Origin of the sequence: Gibbsiella greigii, from assembly GCF_039540155.1 — a bacterium.
Taxonomy (GTDB): domain Bacteria; phylum Pseudomonadota; class Gammaproteobacteria; order Enterobacterales; family Enterobacteriaceae; genus Gibbsiella; species Gibbsiella quercinecans.
This window is the reverse complement of the sequence record NZ_BAABEM010000007.1, coordinates 277,206-303,214: the sequence shown is the minus strand read 5'-3', so window position 1 is coordinate 303,214 and position 26,009 is coordinate 277,206. Positions and strand designations below refer to the sequence as shown.

The window sequence follows — 26,009 nt, the reverse complement described above, 5'->3', positions numbered from 1 at the left end:
GTCAGTTGAGATAAATCCATATTATCGAATGATTAGGTTTGGATTTACTCACCTATATGCGAAACAAAGCGCTGGGCCAAATAAGCGATTTCGATATCAAATTGCTACGTATCTTTAAAACCGTCGCCGAATGCGGGAGTTTCTCCTCCGCCGAAAGTCTGCTGGGCATTACTCGCTCTGCAATCAGCCTGCACATGAGCGATCTTGAAAAGCGACTGGGAATGCGCCTGTGCCAGCGCGGGAGAGCCGGGTTTTCGCTAACCGATGAAGGAAGAGAGATCCTCAAACTTAGCGAAACCATGATGGTATCTATTGAAAGCTTTCGCCAGCAAGTCAATGAGATGCACAAAAACCTACGTGGCGAATTCAATATTGGGATCATTAATAACCTGGTGACGCAGCCCATCATGCGAATCACCAATGCGCTTGAAATACTCAGCAAGCATGGCCCGGGAATTCGTATAAACCTCAGCATGAGCACAGCGTCAGAAATCGAACGCGGCCTTATGGATGGAAGGCTGCACGTAGGCGCGCTACCTAAATCGGCCCCGGTTTCCGGCCTTGATTACAGCAAGCTGTATGATGAAGTCTCCTTCCTCTATTGCAGTGCGAAGCACCCGCTATTCCACTACCACCATGCACCTGATAACAACGAACTCCGGATGTATGACGCCGTCATCCCCACTTACCGCATGACGGCGGATATTATAGAAATGCTTCAACACTTTAACGGTAGCGCAACGGCTTCTGATCGAGAAGGCATTGCTTTTTTGATACTGACCGGCAGATATGTTGGTTTATTACCCGATCATTACGCCGCCTACTGGGAGGAAAAAGGGATGATGCGCGCCATTATGCCAGAGGTAATGTGTGCAAAATCAGAAATTTCCGTGGTTACCCGCAAAGGGCGCAGGCCGAACTCAATATTGGAGCTTTTTCTGGCTTCGCTAAACGATCAATGATGCGAGCGGCAAGAGAAAAACGCTGAAAACCGGCTCCAGCCATTAACGGGACGAAGGGAAAATCTGCCGCAGCCGCCTCACCGGAAGTGGGCACCGAGTCACCAAGCCTGCATATGCCATTTGAAGATGGCGAATATACCACGATAATTAATAGAACGCAGGGTTAGTCACCCAAAACAATTCGGTTTCAACGCCCTCGGCCCAAAACCTTATAAGCGATTTCGCACTAAAGAAAAATGAGTCACCTGCATTCACGGTAAACGTATTGCCATCTATTTCAATGCCTAATATGCCGCGCAGCACCAGCCCACATTTCGTTCCTTCAGACTCATTATAGGGGTGTTCGCCTGTCGTGCCGTCTGGCGATAATACAATCCGCATCATTTGCAGCTGCGTCATGCTATCCGGCGTGAGCATGTCTTTTTCAATGCCATTATCGCTAAAACTAATATGCCGCTGCGCTTCTTTTCTCAGGATGTAACGACTTTCTTCATCGGCAGAAGCGTCGTTGTAAACCGGATCGAGTAACCAGCTCAGCGGCATCTCTAACGCTTTACAGAGCAGCACCAGCTTATCAATAGAGATTGTCGCGTTGCCGCGCTCGATTTGGCTTAACAAGGCGGTAGAAATCCCTGTACTTTCTGCCACGCTCGCAAGCGTCATGCGTTTGACTTTGCGCCGTAAACGCAGGCGGGTTCCTAAATCAGACGTTTTTCCATCGTGAACAACATTCGCAGATGTGCGCATAGTTTTTAAATTAAGTCGTTCATCTATAAACATTACCAATACCCGCTCATAACAATCATGTTTAAAACGTGCCGGCAGACCTACGCATAAATAAGGTTATCTGCCTTTAATCCCATCCAGCATGATATTCCACATCATGCTTCCGGTTGCGCCAACGCGCCAAAAATCATGGAATGCATATTGTGATAAGTTTTTGTCAATAGTAAAGGGGTTATCAGAGGTGCCAGGAGAAAGAATCAGATCCGCGACAATTTTGCCTACCATCGTAGACATCGCAACACCTCGGCCATTATAACCAAACACCAATCGGACACCCGGCTCCGGCTCAACTAAATGGGGCAAGTGGTCTTTGGTAATGGCAACCTGGCCCTGCCATGCCCATGGGAAATTTATCCCCTTCAACTCTGGCCAAAGCTTGATCGCATAATCGATCAGATGCTGATAATCCTTCGCGCCTTTGTCGTCGCGTTGTGGGCCACGGCCCCCCATTAACAGCCGGCCTTCATCATCAACCCGATAATAAATAACATCCCATGCCGCTTCATAAAGCGCAGATTTACACGGCATGATTTTGCTTTTGATGGTTTCAGGCAATGGATCCGTTGCCGCAATATACGTATAAACCGGGACTAAGGATTTACGCATACCGGGCCATAAATTATCCGAATAGCCATCGGTACAAATAATGACTTCCGGCGCAATCACTTTCCCCTGGGCCGTCGCCACATGCCACCGATCATTTTCACGCCGGATGGATATAGCACGGCTATTTTCATGTAACGCCGCGCCGGCCTGTTGTGCCGCCAAGGCCAGCCCTCGCACATACGCCAACGGATTAAGATGCCCGCCGCGAGCGTCAACTGCGCCGCCAATATAAATGTGGGTGCCTGTCAGTTGAGCCATTTCGTTTTGGTCAGCAAAACGCACCGGCCATCCGCGCTGGCTCGCCTGTTCCACCAGAGCATTAACCTGCTTCAGCCCTTTTTGGTCTATTGCCGCACGTATTGTCCCGGTATTGCTTGGGGAACAGTCAATCTGATAACGCTTGATCAAATCAAATACCAGCTTAGGTGCATCAGAAGACAGCTGGTTAAGTTTCTCACCTTGTTGTTGACCAAAATGCGCCACCAGCTCATTGGGAAGCAGCTTTAACCCTGGATTGACCTGGCCGCCGTTACGCCCGGAACCGCCATGGCCGATTTCAGCCGCCTCCAGCACCACGGGCGCCATGCCCCCCTGCGCCAGATGTAACGCAGCCGATAACCCGCTGTATCCCCCGCCGATAATGACGACATCGGCTCGCCTTTCATTGGCCAGCACCGGAGCGGATATTTGCAGCCGGGCGGTTTTCTTATAAAGATTTTTCATTACATGTTCCTCACCTTTTTACGCAAAGACACAACAATGTAACAACAAGGCTTGACGGATAAAATTATCTGCGCTAAAAATTTACACAGATTTTTTTACATATCAATATATTTTAGTGCATTTATTTAAAGTCATCGACATTGTATAGCTTCGCTTTAACAACCGTCAGAGGAAATGTAATAGCATGAAAAATATTATAAAAACGTCCTTTATCGCCACATTGTTTCACGTAGCGCCGGCCCTGGCCCAAACGCCGGTTGCGGGTGAAACCCCCAGTGATTCCCTCAAGGGTAAGACCGTGACGTTTGCTTCCTATGGCGGCGTCTACCAAGACGGGCAAGTGAAAGCGCTGGATAGTTTTGTGAAAAAATCTGGGGTCAAATTCTATTCGGATGGCCCTACCGAACTCGCAAAGGTGAAAGCGCAGGTTGAGTCAGGCAACGTGCAGTGGGATGTGGTCGATACTGGGGACAGCATGCCGTACGTTTACTGCGGCACGGTGTTTCAAAAGTTAGATCTCAGCCGTATTGATACCTCGAATATACCAAAAGACCAGGTTGGGCCATGCAGTGTTCCGGCGATGAACTACGGCGTGGTGCTGATGTATAACAAAGCGAAATATAAAGACCACCCGCCAACCAGCTGGCACGACTTCTTTGATGTAAAAGCTTTCCCCGGCACACGTGCAATCCCGGGATATGGTGATGCAGAAGGCTATGTTATTGAACTCGCATTATTAAACGATGGCGTGGCAAAAGATAAACTGTTCCCTGCCGATATAAATCGCGCTTTGAATAAGTATCGGGCAATTCGTGATTCCGGCGACTTGATTCTTTGGCAGACGGGAGCACAATCCCAGCAGCTTATTGAATCGGGAGAGGCCGATATGATCATGGTCTGGTCCGGGCGCGGAATGGCAGCAGTACGTAATGGCGCTGATTACGCACCCGTTTGGAAAGATTGGGTCGTGGTGAAAGATCAGCTGACTATCCCCGTCGGCACAAAAAACCTGGATGCCGCATATGCTCTGATTAATGATTACCTGGGAAAAAGGCAACAAGAAATCATGACAGAGGCCACATCCTATTCCCCCATCAATATTAAGTCTCAACCCAAAGTGGATAGTTTAATCAGCCAATGGTTAACCAATACCCCTGAAAAGCAAAAAGATGCATACCAGCCGAATATTCCTTATTGGGTGGATCACAACCAGGAATTAACGGATAAATGGGCCGAATTCATCGCGGGTAATTGATCGTCATCACGCCAAAACGTGAGCTTATTTTCGTGTTATGGTAGCCACTAACTTCTATAGGTAATAACTATGGGCAATGTCTTTAGCTCCCGTGCTACGCCTGAAGAACGGAGGAAATTTAGAGCGTTTCTGATGACGACCCCAGCGTTAGCACTTTTATCATTGGTTTTACTTATACCTATTTTCACAATAATCTATCAGAGTTTCACGCTACCCACCACGGGCTTTCAAAATTACTTATGGTTTTTTAATACCAATATAAACGTCACCGTTTTAATACGTACCTTTAAGGTGGCTCTAATCGTCACTTTGCTATGCACCGTGATTGCTTATCCTTATGCTTACGCTATGTCGGTGCTCAAACCCAAATACCGTATTCTGCTCATTCTCTGTACCCTGGTTCCTTTATGGGCATCGGATATCGTACGGACTTTCGCCTGGATTATCATCTTACAAAATTCAGGCGTCTTTAATAGCATCCTTGAGTATTTTGGTTTTGAAAAGGTAAGGTTAATCAGAACACAAACCGGGGTGATGATTGGCATGGTTCAAATACTGCTGCCATTTATGATCATGCCGTTGTATTCCGTTATGCGCGGCATAAACTTAGATTTGATCAAGGCTTCATGCAGTTTAGGCGCTTCGCCACTGGTCAGCTTTTTTAAAATCTATTTGCCCTTATCGTTGCCAGGCGTGTTTTCGGGAGCAACCATCGTTTTCATACTGGCGACAGGTTTCTATATTACACCGTTACTCCTTGGTGGCCCGACGAGCACGCTACTCTCAACGCTTGTTCAACAACAAATATCCTCCTTGCTCAATTGGGGGCATGGCGGCGCCATGAGCGTGGTATTACTTATTCTCACTTTCGGATGTCTGCTCGCTGTGACGCCGTTTATGCGTCGCAAACGAAAGAGTGTAAACGAGGATAAATGATGAAGCTTTTTTTACGCATTTCACTGGGGTTGGTTTGCATTTTAATTTCATTGTGGTTGATTGCGCCGACGTTAGTCATCATCCCGATCTCATTTAGCGAGCAACAATCGCTGGTATTTCCACCCAGGGGATTTTCGTGGCGGTGGTACCAAAATATTTTCGAGAGCCAGAGCTGGAAGGATAGCCTGATTACGTCCCTACAGGTTGCGGTGATCGTCTCCATTCTGGCCACGCTTCTTGGTTCGTTTGCGGCCCTGGGGATTGAACACCTTAAAAATAAATTTGGCGGTATGTTAAAGGTTATCTTGCTCACACCGATAGTCATGCCTGGCGTCGTGCTAGCCATTGGCATATATGCAATCTATCTCAAATATCACCTGATCGGCACTTATACGGGATTTATTCTGGCCCATACGCTTTTAGCATTACCATTTGTTGTTATCTCAGTGAGTGCGAATTTGGCCGTATTCGATAACCGACTGGAAACGGCGGCAGCCAGTCTTGGGGCATCCAAGATAACCACACTATTAACCGTCACCATTCCGCTCACGTTACCCGGGATACTGTCAGGAATATTATTCTCTTTTGTGACCTCATTTAACGAAATAGTCATCTCATTATTTATATCCAGCCCACAGGTCACGACGCTACCCGTAAAAATTTATTCATCAATAACACGGGATACCGATCCTACTATCGCAGCGATAGGCTCGATAACCTTTGCGGTGACGACGCTTCTCATCGGTATTGGCCTTCTCTCTTCGTTAAAGAGGAAAAAATAATGTTGAATAAATCTGCCACGAAAGGCGCAGAGGTCGAAATTTGTAACATTAGCAAATTTTATAGTGGATTTACTGCGTTAGATAATGTGTCACTCAAGATAAAGGCCGGTGAATTTATCTCTTTCCTTGGGCCTTCAGGATCTGGCAAAACAACGACGCTAAACATTATCGCAGGGTTTATCGATAACGATAGTGGATCGATACTTTATAATGGATACGAAATAGATAAAGAGCCGGCGCACAAAAGAAACATGGGCGTGGTCTTTCAGAACTATGCGCTGTTTCCACATATGACGGTCGCTGCGAATGTTGCATACCCATTACAACGGCGGAAAATAGCGAAACGCGAACGCGAACGGTTGGTCGCCGAGGTATTAGAGAAGGTCGAGCTGCATGCATTTTCCAATCGCTACCCCGAAGAGTTATCCGGAGGGCAACAACAACGCGTGGCGCTTGCCAGGGCGATGGTATTTTCACCCGCGCTGTTACTGATGGATGAACCGCTCGGCGCATTAGACAAAAAGCTGCGGGAATCATTACAGCTCGAAATCAGACGTATTCACCGCGAATTGGGCAGCACCTTTATTTTTGTTACACACGACCAGGAAGAAGCGCTGGTTCTGTCTGACAGAATAGCCGTATTCAACAAAGGGCGCATTGAGCAGATAGGAACTGGGGAAGAACTGTATAAATATCCAAAAACGTTATTCGTCGGTGAGTTCATCGGTGAAAGCTCCGTGTTACGTGGCCCACATCGTATCGTCGGGGATAAAACCGAGATACAAATAGCCGAAGATGAATATGTCACTATTGATTGTTTGCCTTCAGGCGCAAAGGCACAGTGTATTCTCTTACGCCCAGAAGAAATCATGGTGCAACGCCCACAGGCAATGGGGGCTGATGAAAATAAAAACCGCCTGTCGGGCCAAATCTGCGAGAAGATTTATCTTGGCAATGTAGTTAAGTATCAGGTTTCGCTGGCTAACGGCACGATTGTTACGGCCCGTATGCCCAATGACAGTGGCGCGTTTTCATTAGATGAGCAGGTTGAGGTGATTTGGGGTTCGTCTCATGGGACGCTGCTCGCTGATGATAAAGCGAGCGGATAACTAAAAATTTAGCGCAGCCTGTATTCTCATCGAAATAAAACTGCATCATAAGGAAACCGATATGCGTCACACGCAGAAATTCTTCATAGATGGCGCCTGGGTAGATCCCGCCGTTCCTGCCATGATGGATGTCATTGATCCATCCACTGAACACCAATTTGCGCAAATTGCCATTGGCGGCGCGGAAGATGTCGATCGTGCGGTGAAAGCCGCCCGTAGGGCTTTTCCTGCCTGGGCTGGCGTCCCTGTTGAGGAACGCATTGCCGTGCTGCAACGGGTGCTCAAGATATATAACGAAAAATATGAGCTCATGGCCCAAACCATAAGCCGCGAAATGGGTGCGCCGATTTCATGGGCGCGCAATGCGCAAGCCTATGCAGGCAGAGGGCATCTTGAAGCCACCATTAAGGCGGCGGAAACATTTGAATGGCAGTCAAAACGCGGTTCAACGTTGATTATCCGCGAACCCATTGGCGTCTGCGGCCTGATTACTCCCTGGAATTGGCCGATGAATCAAATCGTGTGCAAAGTCGCGCCTGCTCTGATAGCCGGCTGTACGGTCGTTCTCAAGCCTTCAGAAATTGCGCCATTGAGCGCCATTTTATTCGCTGAAATTATTGAGGCAGCGGGCGTGCCGAAAGGCGTCTTCAACCTGATTAACGGTACGGGGCCGGAAGTCGGCCAAAAAATGGCGGCGCACCCGGATATTGATATGATGAGTTTTACCGGCTCGACGCGTGCAGGGATAAACGTCGCCCAAACGGCTGCTGAAACCGTAAAAAGAGTGACGCAAGAACTGGGGGGCAAATCCCCCAATATCGTGTTGCCAGACGCCGATTTCGAAAAGGCGATCGGTAGCGGTGTGATTGCCGCCATGAACAACACCGGGCAATCCTGCGATGCACCGACCCGTATGTTAGTTCCCGCCGAGCGCCATCAAGAAGTGCTTGCCATGGCGAAAATCATTGCCGAAAAGATCATTGTCGGCGATCCCCGTGACGAGGCGACAACAATGGGCCCGTTAATTTCTGCTCAGCAGTTTGCCAAGGTCCAGCGGCTTATTCAATCGGGTATCGATGAAGGTGCTGTTTTAGTCACCGGTGGGTTGGGCAAGCCTGATGGCATAACTCATGGCTATTTCGTCAAACCGACTATTTTCGGCAATGTCAGCCAAGAAATGGCTATCGCGCGTGAAGAAATCTTCGGGCCAGTGTTGTCAATCATGCCTTATCGCGATGAAGACCAGGCGATTGATATCGCCAATGATACGTTGTATGGGCTCGCCGCATATATTTGGTCAGGCGATAACAGCCGGGCGCGCAATGTGGCCAAACGTATTCGCGCCGGCTCTATCTATTTAAACGGACCGGATTGGGATCTTTTCGCCCCCTTTGGCGGCTATAAGCAGTCTGGGAATGGTCGTGAGTATGCGGATTGGGGCATTCATGACTACACCGAAATCAAGGGGATTTGCGGCTGGGATTAAAACACCGGGCAACTGGCCGATCAGCTTACCTGCGCCGAAGGGTTTACCGACGGCGCGCTTGCCATCCGATAGGCCACTCCGCTGGCCGGTGCAACAATATCAACTTCACGTGGGTGACTTCGTCTGGCCATCATGCGGGCGGCATCGCATACCTACACAATATCGGCACAATCCGACACCGTAGCCATGATTGATTTGATAATCTCAGGTGGCGTGTTTCTTCCATTTACACAGCGTTCACAGCGGCAACCCGCCATGGGAAGAGAAAGGCTTCGGGCAGCGTTCGCCTGTGCGCTAACGCTGCGGGTGAATCGCAGTGATTATCAGTGATAAGATACGGCTTTCGCCCCAGGCGGCAACGGCTTGCCCATCGCGGCCAAAATGCGGTTTGGCCGTCATCATTTACGTTGCAAGCCTTACCAGCCCGTTCAGCCACGCCGTTGGCGTTTTTCCCTGCGGCTCGAATTGTTTTGGGTACAGATAACTTATTGATTAGAATCGGCTGATTGAGTGTCATGTTCATGCGTTGGTCCAAATGTATACCCGCAGTCCACATGCCTCTTCCAGTGCATCGCTGGGATAGCTATGGAATATAAATTTTTGGGTTCATTTGAGTTTCCAGGGGGGTTACAACGAGCCGCCCGAGTACACAAAAGACTTATAAAACGAGTAAAATCAATATGAAAGAGTCTATTGACAAGGACTTTACCGCCCACACGCCAATGATGCAGCAGTACCTGCGCCTGAAGGCGCAACACCCTGAAATTCTGCTGTTTTATCGCATGGGGGATTTCTACGAGCTGTTTTATGACGATGCCAAACGCGCGTCCCAACTGCTGGATATCTCGCTGACCAAACGCGGCGCCTCGGCAGGCGAGCCCATCCCGATGGCCGGTGTGCCACACCACGCGGTGGAAAACTACCTGGCCAAGCTGGTGCAGCTTGGGGAGTCGGTCGCGATCTGCGAACAGATTGGCGATCCGGCCACCAGCAAAGGGCCGGTAGAGCGCAAGGTGGTGCGTATCGTCACCCCTGGCACCGTCAGCGATGAAGCATTGCTGCAAGAACGTCAGGACAACCTACTGGCCGCCATTTGGCAAGACGCGCGCGGTTTTGGCTACGCCACGCTGGATATCAGCTCCGGCCGTTTCCGCGTCGCCGAACCCGGCGATCTGGAAACCATGGCGGCAGAGCTGCAACGCACCAACCCGGCCGAACTGTTGTACCCAGAAACCTTTGAGCAGATGGCGTTGATCGAGCAACGCCGCGGGCTGCGCCGCCGCCCACTGTGGGAATTTGAACTGGAAACCGCACGCCAGCAGTTGAACCTGCAGTTCGGCACGCGCGATCTCAGCGGCTTCGGCGTCGAACAGGCGCAACAGGCACTGCGCGCCGCCGGCTGCCTGCTGCAATACGCCAAGGACACCCAACGCACCTCCCTGCCCCATATACGCAGTATCACCATGGAGCGCCAGCAGGACGGCATAATCATGGATGCGGCCACGCGCCGTAACCTGGAGCTGACGCAGAGCCTGTCCGGCGGGGCGGATAATACCCTGTCCGCCATTCTCGATCGCTCGGTTACGCCGATGGGCAGCCGTATGCTCAAGCGCTGGCTGCATATGCCAACCCGTGATTTCAAGGTGCTAAATAACCGCCAGCAGGCCATTGGCGCCCTGCGTGATTTATACCTGGAGTTGCAGCCTCCGCTGCGCCAGGTGGGCGATCTGGAACGCATTCTGGCACGCCTGGCGCTGCGGACCGCACGCCCACGCGATCTGGCGCGCATGCGCCACGCATTTCAACAGCTGCCGGAAATTCGCGCACTGTTGCAGCCGATCGATACGCCGCACGTACAATGCCTGCTGCAGCAAATTGGCCAGTTCGATGAACTGCAGGCGTTGCTGGAACGGGCGATCGTTGAAGCGCCCCCGGTGTTGGTACGCGACGGCGGCGTGATCGCCACCGGCTATAACGCTGAACTGGACGAATGGCGAGCGCTGGCCGACGGGGCCAGCGATTATCTGGAGCGCCTGGAAATCCGCGAGCGCGAAAAACTGGGCCTGGATACGTTGAAAGTGGGCTTTAACGGCGTACACGGTTACTACATTCAGGTGAGCCGCGGGCAAAGCCACCTGGTGCCGATCCACTATGTGCGCCGCCAAACGCTGAAAAATGCAGAACGTTACATCATCCCCGAGCTGAAAGAGTACGAAGACAAAGTTCTGACCTCGAAGAGCAAGGCGCTGGCGATAGAAAAAGGCCTGTATGATGAGCTGTTCGATCTACTATTGCCGCATCTGGCCGAGCTGCAACAAAGTGCAGGCGCGCTGGCGGAGCTGGATGTGCTGGCAAACCTGGCGGAACGCGCAGAGACGCTGAACTACGCCTGCCCGACCATGAGTGATAAACCCGGCATCCGCATCAGCGAAGGCCGCCATCCGGTGGTGGAGCAGGTATTAAGCGATCCATTCATCGCCAACCCGGTTTCGCTGTCGCCGCAGCGCCGGATGTTGATCATCACCGGCCCCAATATGGGGGGTAAAAGCACCTATATGCGCCAAACGGCGCTGATTGTGCTAATGGCGCACATCGGCAGCTATGTACCGGCGGCAAAGGCGACCATCGGCCCGGTGGATCGTATTTTCACCCGCGTGGGAGCCGCCGATGATTTGGCCTCCGGCCGCTCCACCTTCATGGTGGAAATGACCGAAACCGCTAACATCCTGCACAATGCCACGGAACACAGCCTGGTGCTGATGGATGAAATTGGGCGCGGCACATCCACTTACGATGGCCTGTCGCTGGCCTGGGCCTGCGCAGAAAACCTGGCGAGCCGCATCAAGGCCATGACGCTGTTTGCGACTCACTATTTTGAGCTAACAACGCTGCCGGAAAAAATGGAAGGCGTGGTCAACGTGCACCTGGATGCCCTGGAGCACGGCGATAGCATTGCGTTCATGCATAGCGTACAAGACGGCGCGGCCAGCAAAAGCTACGGCCTGGCGGTTGCCGCCCTGGCCGGTGTGCCACGCGATGTTATCAAACGGGCGCGCCAAAAGCTGCGCGAGCTGGAAACGATCTCCAGCCACACCGCCGCCGGCACCGTCGAGGCCACCCAGATGACGTTATTGGCAGAAGAAACCTCGCCAGCGGTAGAAGCGCTGGAAGCGCTCGATCCCGATACGCTCTCCCCACGGCAGGCGTTGGAATGGATTTACCGGTTAAAAAACATGGTGTAACCAGCATTGCACAGATGCGATATAAAAAGGGTGGGCGCAAGCCCACCCTTTTTATATGCGTGGTAAAAATGTGCTATTCGCGGAACAGTGCTTCAATGCTCAGCCCCTGCATCTGCAAAATTTCACGCAGACGGCGCAAACCTTCAACCTGGATCTGGCGAACGCGTTCACGCGTCAGGCCAATCTCACGGCCCACATCTTCCAACGTGGCCGCTTCATAACCCAACAGCCCAAAACGGCGCGCCAGCACTTCACGTTGCTTCGCATTCAGTTCAAACAGCCACTTAACGATGCTTTGCTTCATATCATCGTCCTGCGTGGTGTCTTCGGGGCCGTTGTCTTTCTCATCGGCCAGAATGTCCAACAAGGCTTTCTCTGAATCACCGCCCAGCGGCGTATCAACGGAAGTAATACGCTCATTCAGGCGCAGCATACGGTTGACGTCGTCCACCGGCTTATCGAGTTGCTCGGCAATCTCTTCAGCGCTCGGTTCATGATCCAGTTTGTGGGAAAGCTCGCGCGCGGTGCGCAGATAAACGTTGAGTTCTTTAACGATGTGAATCGGCAGGCGGATGGTACGGGTTTGGTTCATGATCGCCCGTTCAATCGTCTGGCGGATCCACCAAGTGGCATAAGTAGAAAAACGAAAACCGCGCTCAGGATCGAACTTTTCCACCGCACGGATCAGGCCGAGGTTACCTTCTTCGATCAGATCCAGCAGTGCCAGGCCGCGGTTGCTGTAACGGCGGGCAATTTTCACCACCAGCCGCAGGTTGCTTTCAATCATTCGACGGCGAGATGGAATATCACCACGCAGTGCCCGCCGTGCAAAGTAGACTTCTTCCTCTGCCGTCAGCAGAGGTGAAAAACCAATTTCGCCAAGATAGAGCTGCGTCGCATCCAATACACGTTGGGTAACACTCTGCGACAACAGCTCTTCTTCTGCCAGATCATTGTCACTGGTTTCTTCTTCTACCAGTGCTTTCTCATCAAATGATTCAGCCTCAGTTCCGTTCTCGTCGAAATCCGTCTCGTCATGTAACTCGTTAACTTTCAGCGTGCTTTGGCTCATAAGCTGCTCCTACCCGTGATACCGCGAGCAGGATAGCGCTTATCCTGCCCAATCTATCGCTGCGGAAGATAACGCAGCGGGTTTACGGATTTCCCCTTGTAACGAATTTCAAAATGCAAACGTACTGTACTGGTTCCGGTGCTCCCCATGGTTGCTATTTTTTGACCCGCCTTCACTTCCTGTTGTTCCCGGACCAGCATCGTATCATTGTGAGCATAGGCGCTCAGGTAATCATCATTATGTTTGATGATAATAAGATTACCGTAACCCCGTAAGGCGTTGCCCGCATACACTACGCGCCCATCGGCGGTAGCAAAAATGGGTTGTCCACGGGAACCAGCGATATCAATACCCTTATTTCCACCGTCTGATGAAGAAAAGTTATCAATGATCTTACCGTCTGTCGGCCACCGCCAACTGCTGACTGGCGCGCTATTACTGACGGTACTGCTCACCGGAGGTGCAGCAGCTGGTGCGGTAACAGGGGCAGCGGCAGAACCTACTGCAGCAGCACCTGATGCAGGTAACATCTTCCCTACATTCTGTTTACCCGAGTTTCCAGAATACGCGTTAGTTGGTTGAGAATCAACCGTTGCAGTTTGTATCTGCGTTGAGGAAGGCGGCTTCGGCACGCCACCGCTCGTCGCATCGGTCGCCACCAGCATGCCGCCGTTATTTTGTGCAGACCCATTACCAAGTTGAATGGTTTGGCCTACGTTCAGGCTGTAAGGCTCGGGAATATTATTGCGCTGCGCCAGATCGCGGTAGTCATTCCCGGTGATCCAGGCGATATAAAACAGCGTGTCACCGCGTTTGACCGTATAGGTGCTGCCGCTGTAACTGCCTTTCGGAATGGACTCATAGCTGCGGTTGTAGACAATTCGGTCGCCCTGCGCGCTGGCATTACCCACCGCCGGCGCCGTTGCTGCACCAGCAATACCGCCGTCATTGACGCTACTAATGGGGGCCGAGGTCGACTCGCCATTGGAACATCCTGCCAACCACACACTTATCATTGTACACACCGCAACGCGGCGTAAAGTAATCATTGGGCTTCCCGTGCTCATGCTTCCCCCATGACAGCAATATATCCAAAATCCCCTTGCACCGCAGTTGGGTATCGTACGTACCACGAAGGCTGCGATGAAAGGCTCCCCCAAGCTAAGCACACACCAACGGCCCGTGCCGGGAAATCAAAAAACAGCAGGCCGATGCTAACCACATCAACACCGCTCCACAATAAGACAACGGCTAACATACTGCCATTGTAGTGAAAATCAGTCGCATTGAAACGCGAAAAGCGTTTCCGCCAGCGGCTAAAGTGCAACAGAGTTAAAACCGGGTGGTTTATTCAGGCGGCCATCAGGCCAGTTCGCCCTTCACCAAGGGGACAAAACGCACGGCCTCAACCGCATCAATACTGAATTCATTACCATAGCGCTGAATGCGCTTTAACGTCTGGGCCTGTTCACCCACCGGCAGCACCAAAATGCCGCCATCATCCAGTTGCTCCATCAACGCCGCGGGGATTTCCGGCGGGGCGGCGGTAACAATGATTGCATCAAACGGCCCGCGCGACGCCCAGCCCTGCCAGCCGTCACCGTGGCGGGTGGAGACATTGTGCAAATCAAGCTGCTTCAGGCGGCGTTTCGCCTGCCATTGCAGCCCTTTGATACGCTCTACCGAGCAAACATGTTGCACCAGGTTCGCCAGAATGGCGGTCTGATAACCGGAGCCAGTGCCGATCTCTAATACCCGTGAGGTTGGAGTCAGGCACAGCAGTTCGGTCATCCGCGCCACCATATAAGGCTGGGAAATCGTTTGGCCGGAGCCAATCGGCAACGCGGTATTTTCATAGGCTTTGTGCTCCAGCGCTTCATCAACAAAACGCTCGCGCGGCACGGCTTCGATCGCTTTGAGCAAGCGTTCATCCCGGATGCCCTGCTGCCGCAACTGGGCCAATAATGTTTGCATACGTTTGTTCACCATTCCCCGCTAACCTCTGCCTTGGTCAACCACGTTTTTACCACATCCCGCGCCGCATAAGCGGTTAAATCCACCTGCAGCGGCGTCACCGCTACATAGCCTTGCTCCACCGCGGCAAAGTCTGTATCCGGCCCAGCATCAAATTTATCACCCGGCGGCCCAATCCAGTAGAGATTCTGCCCGCGCGGATCCTGCTGGCAAAAGACTTTTTCGGCCGGATGGCGGCTGCCGCAGCGCGTCACGCGGATGCCTTTGATTTCAGCCAACGGCAAATCCGGCACGTTAACGTTGAGAATTTTCCCGGTGCGCAGCGGCTCGCGCTGCAAAGCGCGCAGCAGGCGGCAGGTGACCGCCGCCGCAGTGTCATAATGCCGCTGGCCATTCAACGAGACGGCCAGCGCGGGGAACCCCAGGTGGCGCCCTTCCATCGCCGCTGCTACGGTGCCGGAATAGATCACATCATCGCCCAGATTCGGGCCGGCATTGATACCTGAAATCACAATATCCGGCCGCGGCCGCATCAGCGCATTAACGCCAAGATAGACACAGTCGGTTGGCGTGCCCTGCTGCACGGCGATATCGCCGTTCGGCAACGTCAACGTGCGCAACGGCGCTTCCAGCGTCAACGCATTGGAAGAGGCGCTACGGTTGCGATCCGGCGCCACCACCTGCACCTCGGCAAAGCGGCGCAACGCCTCGGCAAGCACCTGGATACCCGGAGCGGAAACGCCGTCATCGTTACTCAGTAATATCCGCATCGCCGTTATCCTGCAGCATAATTTCGCGAACTACGCTGGTGGCAAAACTCCCCGCAGGCAACCAGAAGCGCAGCTCAACGGTAACGTCGTCCCACCAGCTCCACCGCATATTTTGCGGCTGTAACAGCAGCGCCCGGCGCGCCGGCTCAACCCGTTCACGCTTTAGAAGCGTAAGCAATTCTGGCTGTTCCGCCAAGCACCGCTGCTCAAACTGCAACGCGGCATCGGCCGTGCCGGGTTCGCCATCGCCCGGCAGCGGCGCCGTCACCCGCAACTCCCCGGCATCAACCCGCTGCTGCAGGCTGGGCAGTTCATCCGTCTGCGCCACAAACCAACTGCCCCGGCCGGTCAGTTGCAAAGCATCACCTGCCAGCACGGTGGCCTGCAGGCCATCGGCCAGACGTGCGCTCGCCACTTGATTAAACAGCGCGCTGCGGCTGGCGGAGAGGTAAAAGCTGCGCTTGTTGCGCTCCCTGACGCGAATTTCGTCATTGGCCCAGCGCTTCGCCATCACCAGATTATTGCCGCCATGCCCGAAGCGCTGGCTGCCAAAATAATTCGGCACGCCCTGGGCGGCGATGGCCCCCAGCCGTTGTTCAACCTCCTGGCGATCGCTGATTTGGCGTAGTACCAGGGTAAACGCGTTGCCTTTCAGCGTGCCAATGCGCAGCTTGCGCCGGTGGCGTGCCGCGCGCAGCACTTCGCAGCCCGCCAAAGCAAACTGGCTGAGATCGGGATCGGTTTTGCCCGGCAGATGCAGGCAGAACCACTGTTCTGTGACGGCATTGCGATCCTTCAGGCCGGCATAGCTGACGGAGCGGGCATGAATACCGGCGAAGCGCGCCAGATTCTCGGCCACAAATTGCGTATTGCAGCCATTTTTACGGATGTTGACCAGCAGGTGCTCACCTTCGCCATCCGGCTCAAAGCCCAGGTCTTCCACCACCACGAAATCTTCAGGGTTGGCTTTCAACACACCGCTGCCGCGCGGTTTACCGTGCAGCCAGCTCAGATTCACCATGTCCATTCGCTTACTCCTTGATCAACAAGGCGACCGCCTCACAGGCAATGCCTTCGCCGCGCCCGGTAAAACCGAGCTTCTCGGTGGTGGTCGCCTTCACGTTGACGTCGTCGAGATGGCAGCCCAGATCTTCGCTCAGGAAAACCCGCATCTGCGGAATATGCGGCGCCATCTTCGGCGCCTGGGCAATAATGGTGATATCCAGGTTGCCCAGCCGGTAGCCTTTGGCCTGAATACGTTTCCACGCTTCACGCAACAGTGCGCGGCTGTCTGCGCCTTTAAACGCAGGATCGGTATCCGGGAACAGCTTGCCGATATCCCCTAACGCCGCCGCACCCAGCAACGCATCGGTGGCCGCATGCAACGCAACGTCGCCGTCGGAGTGCGCCAGCAGGCCGTGTTCATAAGGGATGCGCACACCGCCGATCACCAACGGGCCTTCGCCGCCAAATTTATGCACATCAAAACCGTGACCAATACGCATTATTTGTTCTCCTCAGAACCCATTCCAATAGGCGTATGCGCCGGCAAACCGTGGCAGCGCCCACGCGCAAGCGCCGCTACCGGCGCAGCCCGCAACGCTGGTGCCTATTCAAATAGGTTCTTACCTGTTTAATTGAGTTAGATAAAACGCCGCCAGCGCCAAGTCCTCTGGCCGCGTTACTTTAATATTATCTGAACGCCCCGAGATCAACAGCGGATGATAACCGCAATGCTCCAATGCCGAGGCTTCATCGGTCACCGCCGCCCCCTCATCCAGCGCACGCTGCAGGCACAGTTTCAGCAATTCCAGCGGGAACAGCTGCGGCGTGAGGGCATGCCACAAATCCTGGCGTTCAACGGTGTGGGAAATCGCACATTGCCCGGTTTCCGCACGCTTCATGGTATCGCGTACCGGTGCTGCCAGAATACCGCCAACCTTGCTGTGTTCGGTGATCGCCAACAGGCGATCGAGATCGTCGCGGTGCAGGCACGGGCGCGCAGCGTCATGCACCAGCACCCACTCGGCACCGCCGGCCAGACGCAGGCCGGCCATGACAGAGTCGGCACGCTGCTCGCCGCCGGTGACCACACGCACACGCGGATCCTGCGCGATCGGCAACTGTTGGAACTGCCGATCGGCCGGGCTGATAGCGACAATCACCTGTGGGATGCGCGGATGACGCAACAGCGCGTGGATCGCATGTTCCAGAATGGTTTTATCGCCAATGGTAAGGTATTGCTTCGGGCAATGCGCCTGCATGCGGCTGCCGATGCCCGCCGCAGGCAGCACGGCAATCACCTGTGGAAAGGCATTTGCGGAGTGATTCATGCGTTATTTTACGTTGTTTTGTGAAGAGGACGTGGCCGTACGCCTGGATTGGTCGGGCACCAAACGGTAGAAAGTTTCATTGGGCTTAATCATGCCCAGTTCATTGCGCGCACGCTCTTCTATCGCCTCTTGACCCCCGTTGAGATCGTCGATTTCAGCGAATAACTGATCGTTACGTGCTTTCAACTTCGCGTTATTGCCCTGTTGGACAGCAACATCGTCATTGACGCGCACATAATCGTGAATACCATTTTTACCCAGCCACAGCGAATACTGTAACCAGCCGAGCAATGCCAACAATAGTAGCGTAAGTTTTCCCATCCCCGCCCCCTGAAAAACCGCACAATCATCCCACAACTTTTGGTTGGACTCCACACCGAGCACGGCATTTCAGCGCCAGATTCAGAATACGGATAACAATTTCCCGTGTTTATCCGCTAAATCCGTCGCGAAAGCGACAAAAAAAGTGACTTTTGCCATGTCGATGGCACACGGTTGCATTCCCTGGCATTACCCCTTACTTTTATGCAGTCAAAATGCATAAATAATTTTTATGACCGTTAATTAATCACAGGGAAACATAATGCTAAAACGTCTGGTTATTATTGGCGCCTGCCTGGCCGCCACGTTATCCGCCGCCGCCTTTGCGGCTGAAGCCACCTATACCGTCGGCGCCGGCGGCACTTACCGCCCGTTCGAATACGAAAACAGCAACAAACAGCTGGAAGGTTTTGATATTGATATCATCAAGGCTATCGCCAAGGCCGAAGGCTTTCAGGTTAAGCTGGTGAATACGCCGTGGGAGGGCATTTTCGCCACGCTGAACTCCGGCGATCGCGATATTATCATCTCGGGGATTACCATCACCGATAAACGCAAGCAGATGGTGGATTTTTCCGCCCCGTACTTCCCGGCGGAACAGGCGATCGTGGTGCCGCATGACTCCAGCGTCGATTCCATCGCCGCGCTGAAAACGCTGAAGGTTGGCGTGGTTAACTCCAGCACCGGTGATATCGTGGTGTCCGACGTGTTGGGCAAAAACAACACCGCGATCAAACGCTTCGATAACACGCCGCTGATGCTACAGGAGCTGTATGAAGACGGCATCAGCGCCGCCGTAGGCGATGTGGGCGTCGCCAAGTTCTATATCAAAACCCACCCGGAAAAACAGTTCAAACTGGTGTCCGACGCCAAATTTGAACGCCAGTATTTCGGCATTGCCGTCGCGAAAGGCAACGAAGAACTGCGCGATAAGATTAACGCCGGCCTGAAAAAAATCCTTGCCGATGGCACCTATGCCAAAATTTACCAAACCTGGTTCGACAGCAACGTCCCGACGCTGCCGGCTGAATAATCCCAGCGCCTTCCGCCCGCTATGGGAAGGGGCTGTATCTTGTTGTGGGCAATCGGGCCTGCCTGATTGCCGCTTTTTATCTGTAAGGAACTGAACTTGTCTGCTTTCCGCTGGGAAATCATCCAGGAATATGCGCCGCTGTTTGCCCAAGGCGCCTGGATGACCATCAAATGCACCATTATCTGCGTGCTGCTGGGCACCACCTGGGGCCTGCTCCTCGGTTTGGGCCGCCTGGCGCAGGCACCGCACGGCATCTGGAAACCCATCCTGCGCTACGGCGTGCAATGGCCGGTGCGCATCTATATCAGCGCCTTTCGCGGCACGCCACTGTTCGTCCAGATCATGGTGGTGCACTTTGCGTTGGTGCCGCTGTTTATCAACCCGCGTGACGGTATTTTGGTCACCAGCGGCCTGATGAGCAGCGACTTCGCCCGCATGTTGCGCTCCGACTACGGCGCCTTCCTGTCCTGCGTGGTGGCGATTACGCTCAATGCCGGCGCTTACGTTTCGGAAATTTTCCGCGCCGGTATTCAGTCGCTGGATCGTGGGCAGATGGAAGCATCACGCTCACTGGGAATGGGCTATGGCAAAACCCTGCGCCGGGTGATCCTGCCGCAGGCGTTCCGCCGCATGTTGCCGCCACTGGGCAACAACGCCATTGCCATCGTCAAGGATTCATCTTTGGCCTCCGCCATCGGGCTGGCCGATTTGGCCTATGCCGCCCGTACCGTCTCTGGCGCTTACGCTACCTACTGGGAACCCTACCTGACCATTTCACTGGTTTATTGGGTCATCACCTTCCTGCTTTCGCTGCTGGTGCAACATATGGAAAAGAGGTTCGGCAAAAGTGATTCACGTACATAATCTGCAAAAACAATTTGGTGAGAGCCACGTATTGCGCGGCATCTCCTGTGACATCGCGCCGAATGAAGTGGTGTGCATTATCGGGCCATCCGGCTCAGGGAAAAGCACCTTCCTGCGTTGCATCAACGCGCTGGAAACGCTCTCCGGCGGCGAAATAGACGTTAACGGCTTCGCCATTCACGATCAGCGTACCGATCTCAACAAAATGCGTGAGAGCGTCGGCATGGTGTTCCAGCGGTTCAACCTGTTCCCGCACATGACGGTATTGGAAAACATCATCATGGCGCCGATGGATGTGAAAAAGCTGTCGCGCGCCGAGGCCACGCTGCGCGCGGAAAAGCTGCTGCGCAAAGTCGGGCTGCTGGATAAAACCGATGCCTACCCAAACAGCCTGTCCGGCGGGCAGCAGCAGCGCGTCGCCATTGCCCGCGCGCTGGCAATGGAACCGAAAATCATGCTGTTTGATGAGCCCACCTCGGCGCTGGATCCCGAACTGGTGGGGGAAGTGCTGGCGGTGATGAAAGCGCTGGCGCATGAGGGCATGACGATGGTGGTCGTCACGCATGAAATGGGGTTTGCCCGCGAAGTGGCCGATCGGGTGATGTTTATCGATCAGGGCATTATTCAGGAAGAAGGCGCGCCGCAGCAGATCTTTACCAACCCGACCAATCCGCGTACGCAGGCATTTCTAAGCAAAGTTTTGTAACTTTCAGCACGGCTTTGCAATCCTGCCGGGCGCCTGCGATTGGCGCCTGGCAGTTCACCACCCGCTCAGGCTGCTGAACACCAGCCAGAATAAACACATTACCGCCACACCGGTCAGCAATAGCGTCAACAGTTGGCGCTCACGCAATATCATGCTGAACGTGATGCCGATCAACACGGAAAGAGGCATCAACGCCAGGAAGAAGGGCCAGGTATAGAGCAGGAAAAACAGCGTGTTGGGGCCATATACCAAAAACGGCACGGCAAAGGCCAGCCAATAAAAAACAAAGCCGCTAACGCCGCCCAGGAAAGAGGATGAGGGCTCTTCTTTTTCCTGTTTTGCGCCTGCCAAGATGGGGGTAACGTTCTGCATAGTGATTCCTGATTACTCGCCTTCTGTCAGCACGCTCTGCGGCGGCTTGAATGCGAAAAACAGAGGGCGCCGAAAACACCCTCTGCTTTGCTTAACTTCAGGATTTGATAATAACTTTACTACGCAGCACGTCTAACAATTGCACAACCAAATTTGTTACCAATTGTTCGCCATCCAGGTGAATATCCGGGGCCTTCGGCGCCTCATAAACGGAATCGATGCCGGTGAAGTTACGCAGTTCGCCGGCGCGGGCTTTTTTGTATAAGCCTTTGGGATCGCGCGCCTCGCAAATCGCCAGCGGCGTATCGACAAACACTTCGATAAACCGGCCGTCGTCCAACATTTCACGTACCATCTGCCGCTCTGCGCGATGCGGCGAGATGAACGCCGTCAGCACCACCAACCCGGCGTCGACCATCAAGCGGGCCACTTCCCCCACCCGGCGGATGTTCTCGCGCCGGTCATCGTCAGAGAACCCCAGATCGCGGCACAAACCGTGGCGCACATTGTCGCCGTCCAGCAAATAGGTACTGACGTCGTTGGCGTGCAGCGCCTGTTCCAACGCGCCGGCAACGGTGGATTTCCCCGAGCCGGAAAGCCCGGTAAACCACAGCACCACGCCCTGATGGCCGCTACGCGCTTCGCGATCGGCACGCGTCACCGCGTGCGGGTGCCAGACCACGTTTTCATCATCCGGCCCGGTCAGCCGGTGTTGTGCATCGGCCACCTTATTTTCCCCCAAGCAAATCACGCAGATCGCGCGTACCCCAGTACGGGAAATGTTTGCGGATCAAGGCATTAAGCTCCAGCTCAAACGCGCTGAATTCGCCGGCCGCGGCGGGAGTATCCTGCAGCGTTTCGCGGATCAACCCGGCGCCCACGGTCACGTTGGTCAGGCGATCAATAAAGATCAGGCCGCCGGTGTCGTGGTTGCGCTGATAGCTATCAAGCACCAACGGCTCGTCAAACGTCAGTTCCACCAGCCCAATACCATTCAACGGCAACGTGTCCACCTCGTGCTGGGTCAGAGAGTTAATCTCAACCTGATGGCGGATGCCCACCACCCGTGCGCGGGTTTTCTTGCCGGCCACTTTGATATCGTAGCTTTGCCCCGGCAGCAGGGTTTGCTCCGCCATCCACACTACGTCCACCAACGCGCTTTGCGCAGGTTGCAGCGTTTCATCGGCGGCGACCAGTAAATCGCCACGGCTGATATCGACTTCGTCCTTCAGCACCAGGGTGATCGCTTCACCGGGCACTGCTTCCTGCAGATCGCCATCAAAGGTGACGATGCGCGCGACGGCCGATTCCACGCCGGAAGGCAACACCTTCACCCGCTGGCCGACGCGCACCACACCGGCGGACAGCGTGCCGGCATAGCCGCGGAAATCCAGGTTCGGGCGGTTAACGTACTGTACCGGGAAGCGCAGCGGCTGCTGTTCACGCTCGCTGATGACATCCACGGTTTCCAGCACTTCCAGCAGCGTTGGGCCGTTGTACCACGGCATTTTTGCGCTTTGCGCCGCCACATTATCGCCATCCAACGCCGACAGGGGCACAAACTTGATGTCCAGATCGTTGGGCAGTTGCTGCGCAAAGGCCAGATAATCCTCGCGGTACTGTTCAAAAACCGCTTCGCTGTAATCCACCAGGTCCATCTTGTTCACGGCCACCACCAAATGGCGGATGCCAAGCAGCGTGGCGATAAAGCTGTGGCGCCGGGTTTGATCCAACACCCCCTTGCGCGCATCGATCAGCAGGATCGCCAGATCGCAGGTGGAAGCACCGGTGGCCATGTTGCGGGTGTACTGCTCATGCCCCGGGGTATCGGCAATGATAAATTTGCGCTTTTCGGTTGAGAAATAGCGGTACGCCACGTCAATGGTGATGCCCTGCTCGCGTTCGGCCTGCAGGCCGTCCACCAGCAGCGCCAGATCGAGTTTTTCGCCCTGCGTGCCCAGGCGCTTGCTGTCGGTATGCAGCGTGGAGAGCTGATCTTCATAGATCTGGCGGGTATCGTGCAACAAGCGGCCGATCAGGGTGCTCTTGCCGTCATCGACGCTGCCGCAGGTCAGAAAGCGCAGCAGGCTTTTGTGTTGCTGGGCGTGCAGGTAGGCTTCTACGCCACCCTGCTCGGCAATTTGTTGTGCAATAACGTTGTTCATCCGGCGGCTCCTTAAAAATACCCTTGACGCTTTTTCAGCTCCATGGAGCCGGACTGATCGCGGTCGATCATTCTGCCCTGGCGTTCGCTGGTGGTGGAGATCAGCATCTCTTCGATGATCTCCGGCAAGGTTTTCGCCGTGGATTCCACCGCGCCGGTCAACGGCCAGCAGCCGAGGGTGCGGAAACGCACCATGCGTTGTTGGATCACCTCACCGGGCTGCAGATCAATACGATCGTCGTCCACCATCATCAGCATACCGTCGCGCTCCAGCACCGGGCGCGGCTTGGCCAGATACAGCGGCACGATATCGATCTTTTCCAGGAAGATGTACTGCCAGATGTCCAGCTCGGTCCAGTTCGAGAGCGGGAACACGCGTATGCTTTCGCCCTTGTTGATTTGGCCGTTGTAGTTGTGCCACAGCTCCGGGCGTTGGTTTTTCGGATCCCAACGGTGGAAGCGATCGCGGAAGGAATAGATGCGTTCTTTGGCGCGCGATTTCTCTTCATCACGCCGCGCGCCGCCGAAGGCGGCATCAAAACCGTACTTGTTCAGCGCCTGTTTCAGGCCTTCGGTTTTCATGATGTCAGTGTGCTTGGCGCTGCCGTGCACAAAGGGGTTGATCCCCATAGCGACCCCTTCGGGGTTTTTATGCACCAGCAGTTCGAAGCCGTACTCTTTGGCCGTGCGATCGCGGAATTGGTACATTTCACGGAATTTCCAGCCGGTATCCACATGCAATAGCGGGAACGGCAAGGTGCCCGGGTAAAAGGCTTTACGCGCCAAATGCAGCATGACGGAGGAGTCTTTACCAATCGAGTAAAGCATCACCGGGTTAGCAAACTCAGCGGCGACTTCACGGATAATATGGATACTCTCCGCCTCCAATTGCCGCAAGTGAGTGAGTCGTTTTTCGTCCATATACAGATCCTTACGCCAAATTTACGACGGCCGGGCGCACCTGCCCCGCCGCCTGCGATTGCTGCCCAAACCAGGCAATTTGATGATGAAGCGCTACAACCTCGCCGATCACCAGCAAGGCCGGGAGCGGCGCCTGTTGCGCTAATTGTTCAAGCTGCTGCAGCGTGCCGATTTGCACCTGTTGATCGGGGCGGGTACCACGGCTGATCACCGCCACCGGCGTCTCCGCCGCGCGGCCATGGGCTATCAGCCGCTGGCTGATCTCCGCCGCCGTCATGGTGCCCATATAAATAGCCAGCGTCTGCCGGGCGCGCGCTAAATCCGCCCAGTCCAACCCTTCGCCGTCGGAACGGCTGTGGCCGGTGATAAAAGTCACGCTCTGGGCATGATCGCGGTGCGTCAACGGGATGCCGGCATAAGCCGTCGCCCCTGCCGCGGCCGTCACGCCCGGCACCACCTGAAACGGGATCCCCGCGGCGGCGGCCACCTGCAGCTCTTCGCCGCCGCGGCCAAAGATGAACGGATCGCCCCCCTTCAGGCGCACCACGCGTTTCCCCTGCTGCGCCAGTTCCACCAGCAGGCGGTTGGTTTCCTCCTGGATCACCGAATGCGCGCCCGCGCGTTTACCCACGCAGATCCGTTCCGCATCGCGGCGCACCAGTTCCAGCACGTCTTCGCTCACCAAGTGATCGTAAAGCACCACGTCGGCCTGCTGTATCACCTGCAGGCCGCGCAACGTCAGCAACCCAACATCGCCCGGCCCGGCGCCCACCAGCGCAATTTCGCCCTGCGTGCGTTCATCACCGGCGGCAAAGGCGGCTAAATCCTGTTCCACATCCTGTGCAGCCTGTTCGGCCTGGCCATTAGCCACCAACGTAGTAAAACGCCCACTAAAGGTTCTTTCCCAAAAGCGGCGACGTTGATCAACGCTGGGCAATGCTTGCTTCACGCGCTGGCGAAAACCGCCGGCCAGTTCAGCCATGGCGCCCAGGCTGGCCGGCAACAGCGCTTCCAGTTTTTCACGCAGCATACGCGCCAACACCGGTGCCTGGCCGCTGGAAGAGATGGCCACCATCAGTGGCGCGCGCTCGACTATCGAAGGAAAAATAAATGAACAGCTCGGCTGATCGTCAACCACATTAGCCAGCACGCGGCGTTTATCAGCTGCGGCGAATACCGCGGCGTTTAATGCCGGATCATTGGTGGCGGCAATCACCAGAAAAACGTCATCCAGCTGTTCCGGGGAAAAAGCCTGCCCCAGCCAGTGAATGTTCCCCTGCTGGCGAAGATGCTCCAACTCGGTTGAAAGCGACTGCGCAACTATCCGTATTTCAGCCCCAGCGCGCTGAAGAAAGGAGACTTTGCGCGCAGCCACTTCACCGCCGCCAACGACCAGTACCGGACGTTGTTTCAGATCGGCAAAAATAGGTAGATAGTCCACAACAGCCTTTGTCATATAACAGAAAGATAGTGTGACTATACGGGCTGTTATTTAGCCCCTGAAATGACGAAAAGGAATGACTAGTTCCTTTATGGAATAAAGAACACAACACGAAACCAAGCCGGACGACAAGCCAGCGCATGGCTATTTG

The 26,009-nt window shown here is 54.4% G+C and carries 25 protein-coding genes; 10 read left to right on the top strand and 15 right to left on the bottom strand.

The genetic code is table 11. The annotated features are described in order from the left end of the window. Positions 1-38: 38 nt before the first annotated feature. Positions 39-962 (top strand): LysR family transcriptional regulator, encoded by a 924-nt coding sequence (locus AC559G_RS07940; protein WP_498912123.1) that lies wholly within the window; start codon positions 39-41, stop codon positions 960-962. A 147-nt stretch (positions 963-1,109) separates the two neighbouring features. On the opposite strand, the gene AC559G_RS07935 is transcribed toward AC559G_RS07940, so the two are convergent. Together AC559G_RS07935 and AC559G_RS07930 are read right to left on the bottom strand one after the other, a co-directional pair. Further along, positions 1,110-1,742, bottom strand: a complete 633-nt coding sequence (locus tag AC559G_RS07935) for a helix-turn-helix domain-containing protein (RefSeq protein ID WP_498912122.1) — start codon at positions 1,740-1,742, stop codon at positions 1,110-1,112. A gap of 63 nt (positions 1,743-1,805) precedes the next feature. Beyond that, positions 1,806-3,077, bottom strand: coding sequence for an NAD(P)/FAD-dependent oxidoreductase (locus AC559G_RS07930; RefSeq protein ID WP_498912121.1), 1,272 nt, complete (start codon positions 3,075-3,077; stop codon positions 1,806-1,808). Between the two features lie 184 nt (positions 3,078-3,261). Between AC559G_RS07930 and AC559G_RS07925 the strand changes: the two genes are divergently transcribed. The 6 genes from AC559G_RS07925 to mutS all read left to right on the top strand — a co-directional run bounded on the left by AC559G_RS07925 (position 3,262) and on the right by mutS (position 11,887). Further along, complete coding sequence (locus tag AC559G_RS07925; protein ID WP_498912120.1) at positions 3,262-4,332, top strand: type 2 periplasmic-binding domain-containing protein; 1,071 nt, start codon at positions 3,262-3,264, stop codon at positions 4,330-4,332. A gap of 69 nt (positions 4,333-4,401) precedes the next feature. Continuing rightward, on the top strand, positions 4,402-5,268 hold the full coding sequence (locus AC559G_RS07920; RefSeq protein ID WP_095845927.1) for an ABC transporter permease: 867 nt from the start codon (positions 4,402-4,404) through the stop codon (positions 5,266-5,268). Continuing rightward, positions 5,265-6,050 carry an ABC transporter permease gene (locus AC559G_RS07915; RefSeq protein ID WP_279024867.1) on the top strand — a complete coding sequence of 262 codons (786 nt, stop codon included), beginning with the start codon at positions 5,265-5,267 and terminating at the stop codon, positions 6,048-6,050. Before AC559G_RS07920 ends, AC559G_RS07915 begins: the two co-directional genes overlap by 4 nt. Continuing rightward, positions 6,050-7,159, top strand: a complete 1,110-nt coding sequence (locus tag AC559G_RS07910; protein WP_498912119.1) for an ABC transporter ATP-binding protein — start codon at positions 6,050-6,052, stop codon at positions 7,157-7,159. Before AC559G_RS07915 ends, AC559G_RS07910 begins: the two co-directional genes overlap by 1 nt. Positions 7,160-7,220: 61 nt before the next feature. Next, on the top strand, positions 7,221-8,645 hold the full coding sequence (locus tag AC559G_RS07905; protein ID WP_498912118.1) for an aldehyde dehydrogenase family protein: 1,425 nt from the start codon (positions 7,221-7,223) through the stop codon (positions 8,643-8,645). Positions 8,646-9,325: 680 nt separating this feature from the next. Beyond that, entirely contained in the window at positions 9,326-11,887 is a 2,562-nt protein-coding gene (gene mutS / locus AC559G_RS07900; protein ID WP_498912117.1) for a DNA mismatch repair protein MutS, read from the top strand. A gap of 73 nt (positions 11,888-11,960) precedes the next feature. On the opposite strand, the gene rpoS is transcribed toward mutS, so the two are convergent. From rpoS to ftsB, 8 genes are all read right to left on the bottom strand, one after another. Continuing rightward, a complete protein-coding gene (gene rpoS / locus AC559G_RS07895) occupies positions 11,961-12,959 on the bottom strand; it encodes an RNA polymerase sigma factor RpoS (protein WP_279024859.1) in 999 nt (332 codons plus the stop codon). Positions 12,960-13,012: 53 nt separating this feature from the next. Further along, positions 13,013-14,008, bottom strand: a complete 996-nt coding sequence (gene nlpD, locus AC559G_RS07890) for a murein hydrolase activator NlpD (RefSeq protein WP_438599180.1) — start codon at positions 14,006-14,008, stop codon at positions 13,013-13,015. Positions 14,009-14,321: 313 nt separating this feature from the next. After that, positions 14,322-14,948: a protein-L-isoaspartate O-methyltransferase gene (locus AC559G_RS07885; RefSeq protein WP_498912116.1), complete on the bottom strand. Its 627-nt coding sequence runs from the start codon at positions 14,946-14,948 to the stop codon at positions 14,322-14,324. Next, a complete protein-coding gene (gene surE / locus AC559G_RS07880; RefSeq protein WP_438599179.1) occupies positions 14,942-15,703 on the bottom strand; it encodes a 5'/3'-nucleotidase SurE in 762 nt (253 codons plus the stop codon). The genes AC559G_RS07885 and surE overlap by 7 nt, the downstream gene beginning before the upstream one ends. Then, positions 15,684-16,730 (bottom strand): tRNA pseudouridine(13) synthase TruD, encoded by a 1,047-nt coding sequence (gene truD / locus AC559G_RS07875; protein WP_498912115.1) that lies wholly within the window; start codon positions 16,728-16,730, stop codon positions 15,684-15,686. The genes surE and truD overlap by 20 nt, the downstream gene beginning before the upstream one ends. Before the next feature lie 4 nt (positions 16,731-16,734). Next, the gene (ispF, locus tag AC559G_RS07870) at positions 16,735-17,208 is read right to left on the bottom strand and encodes a 2-C-methyl-D-erythritol 2,4-cyclodiphosphate synthase (protein ID WP_095845937.1); all 474 of its coding nucleotides are present in this window, start codon (positions 17,206-17,208) and stop codon (positions 16,735-16,737) included. A 120-nt stretch (positions 17,209-17,328) separates the two neighbouring features. Then, entirely contained in the window at positions 17,329-18,036 is a 708-nt protein-coding gene (ispD, locus tag AC559G_RS07865; protein WP_438599176.1) for a 2-C-methyl-D-erythritol 4-phosphate cytidylyltransferase, read from the bottom strand. A gap of 3 nt (positions 18,037-18,039) precedes the next feature. Beyond that, complete coding sequence (gene ftsB, locus AC559G_RS07860) at positions 18,040-18,357, bottom strand: cell division protein FtsB (protein ID WP_279024848.1); 318 nt, start codon at positions 18,355-18,357, stop codon at positions 18,040-18,042. A gap of 262 nt (positions 18,358-18,619) precedes the next feature. On the opposite strand from ftsB, the gene AC559G_RS07855 reads away from it, so the two are divergent. The 3 genes from AC559G_RS07855 to AC559G_RS07845 all read left to right on the top strand — a co-directional run bounded on the left by AC559G_RS07855 (position 18,620) and on the right by AC559G_RS07845 (position 20,960). Next, on the top strand, positions 18,620-19,390 hold the full coding sequence (locus tag AC559G_RS07855; RefSeq protein ID WP_095845940.1) for a basic amino acid ABC transporter substrate-binding protein: 771 nt from the start codon (positions 18,620-18,622) through the stop codon (positions 19,388-19,390). A 96-nt stretch (positions 19,391-19,486) separates the two neighbouring features. Next, complete coding sequence (locus AC559G_RS07850; RefSeq protein WP_498912114.1) at positions 19,487-20,254, top strand: amino acid ABC transporter permease; 768 nt, start codon at positions 19,487-19,489, stop codon at positions 20,252-20,254. Beyond that, positions 20,238-20,960, top strand: coding sequence for an amino acid ABC transporter ATP-binding protein (locus AC559G_RS07845; RefSeq protein ID WP_438599175.1), 723 nt, complete (start codon positions 20,238-20,240; stop codon positions 20,958-20,960). Before AC559G_RS07850 ends, AC559G_RS07845 begins: the two co-directional genes overlap by 17 nt. A 54-nt stretch (positions 20,961-21,014) precedes the next feature. Here AC559G_RS07845 and AC559G_RS07840 read toward each other — a convergent pair whose 3' ends face one another. The 5 genes from AC559G_RS07840 to cysG all read right to left on the bottom strand — a co-directional run bounded on the left by AC559G_RS07840 (position 21,015) and on the right by cysG (position 25,858). Next, the gene (locus AC559G_RS07840) at positions 21,015-21,332 is read right to left on the bottom strand and encodes a DUF3561 family protein (RefSeq protein WP_438599174.1); all 318 of its coding nucleotides are present in this window, start codon (positions 21,330-21,332) and stop codon (positions 21,015-21,017) included. Positions 21,333-21,429: 97 nt separating this feature from the next. Continuing rightward, positions 21,430-22,059: an adenylyl-sulfate kinase gene (gene cysC, locus AC559G_RS07835; protein WP_498912113.1), complete on the bottom strand. Its 630-nt coding sequence runs from the start codon at positions 22,057-22,059 to the stop codon at positions 21,430-21,432. A 1-nt stretch (position 22,060) separates the two neighbouring features. Further along, positions 22,061-23,497, bottom strand: a complete 1,437-nt coding sequence (cysN, locus tag AC559G_RS07830) for a sulfate adenylyltransferase subunit 1 (RefSeq protein ID WP_498912112.1) — start codon at positions 23,495-23,497, stop codon at positions 22,061-22,063. Positions 23,498-23,508: 11 nt separating this feature from the next. Then, positions 23,509-24,417, bottom strand: coding sequence for a sulfate adenylyltransferase subunit CysD (gene cysD, locus AC559G_RS07825; protein WP_498912111.1), 909 nt, complete (start codon positions 24,415-24,417; stop codon positions 23,509-23,511). Positions 24,418-24,427: 10 nt separating this feature from the next. Further along, the gene (cysG, locus tag AC559G_RS07820; RefSeq protein ID WP_498912110.1) at positions 24,428-25,858 is read right to left on the bottom strand and encodes a siroheme synthase family protein; all 1,431 of its coding nucleotides are present in this window, start codon (positions 25,856-25,858) and stop codon (positions 24,428-24,430) included. Between the last annotated feature and the right edge of the window lie 151 nt (positions 25,859-26,009).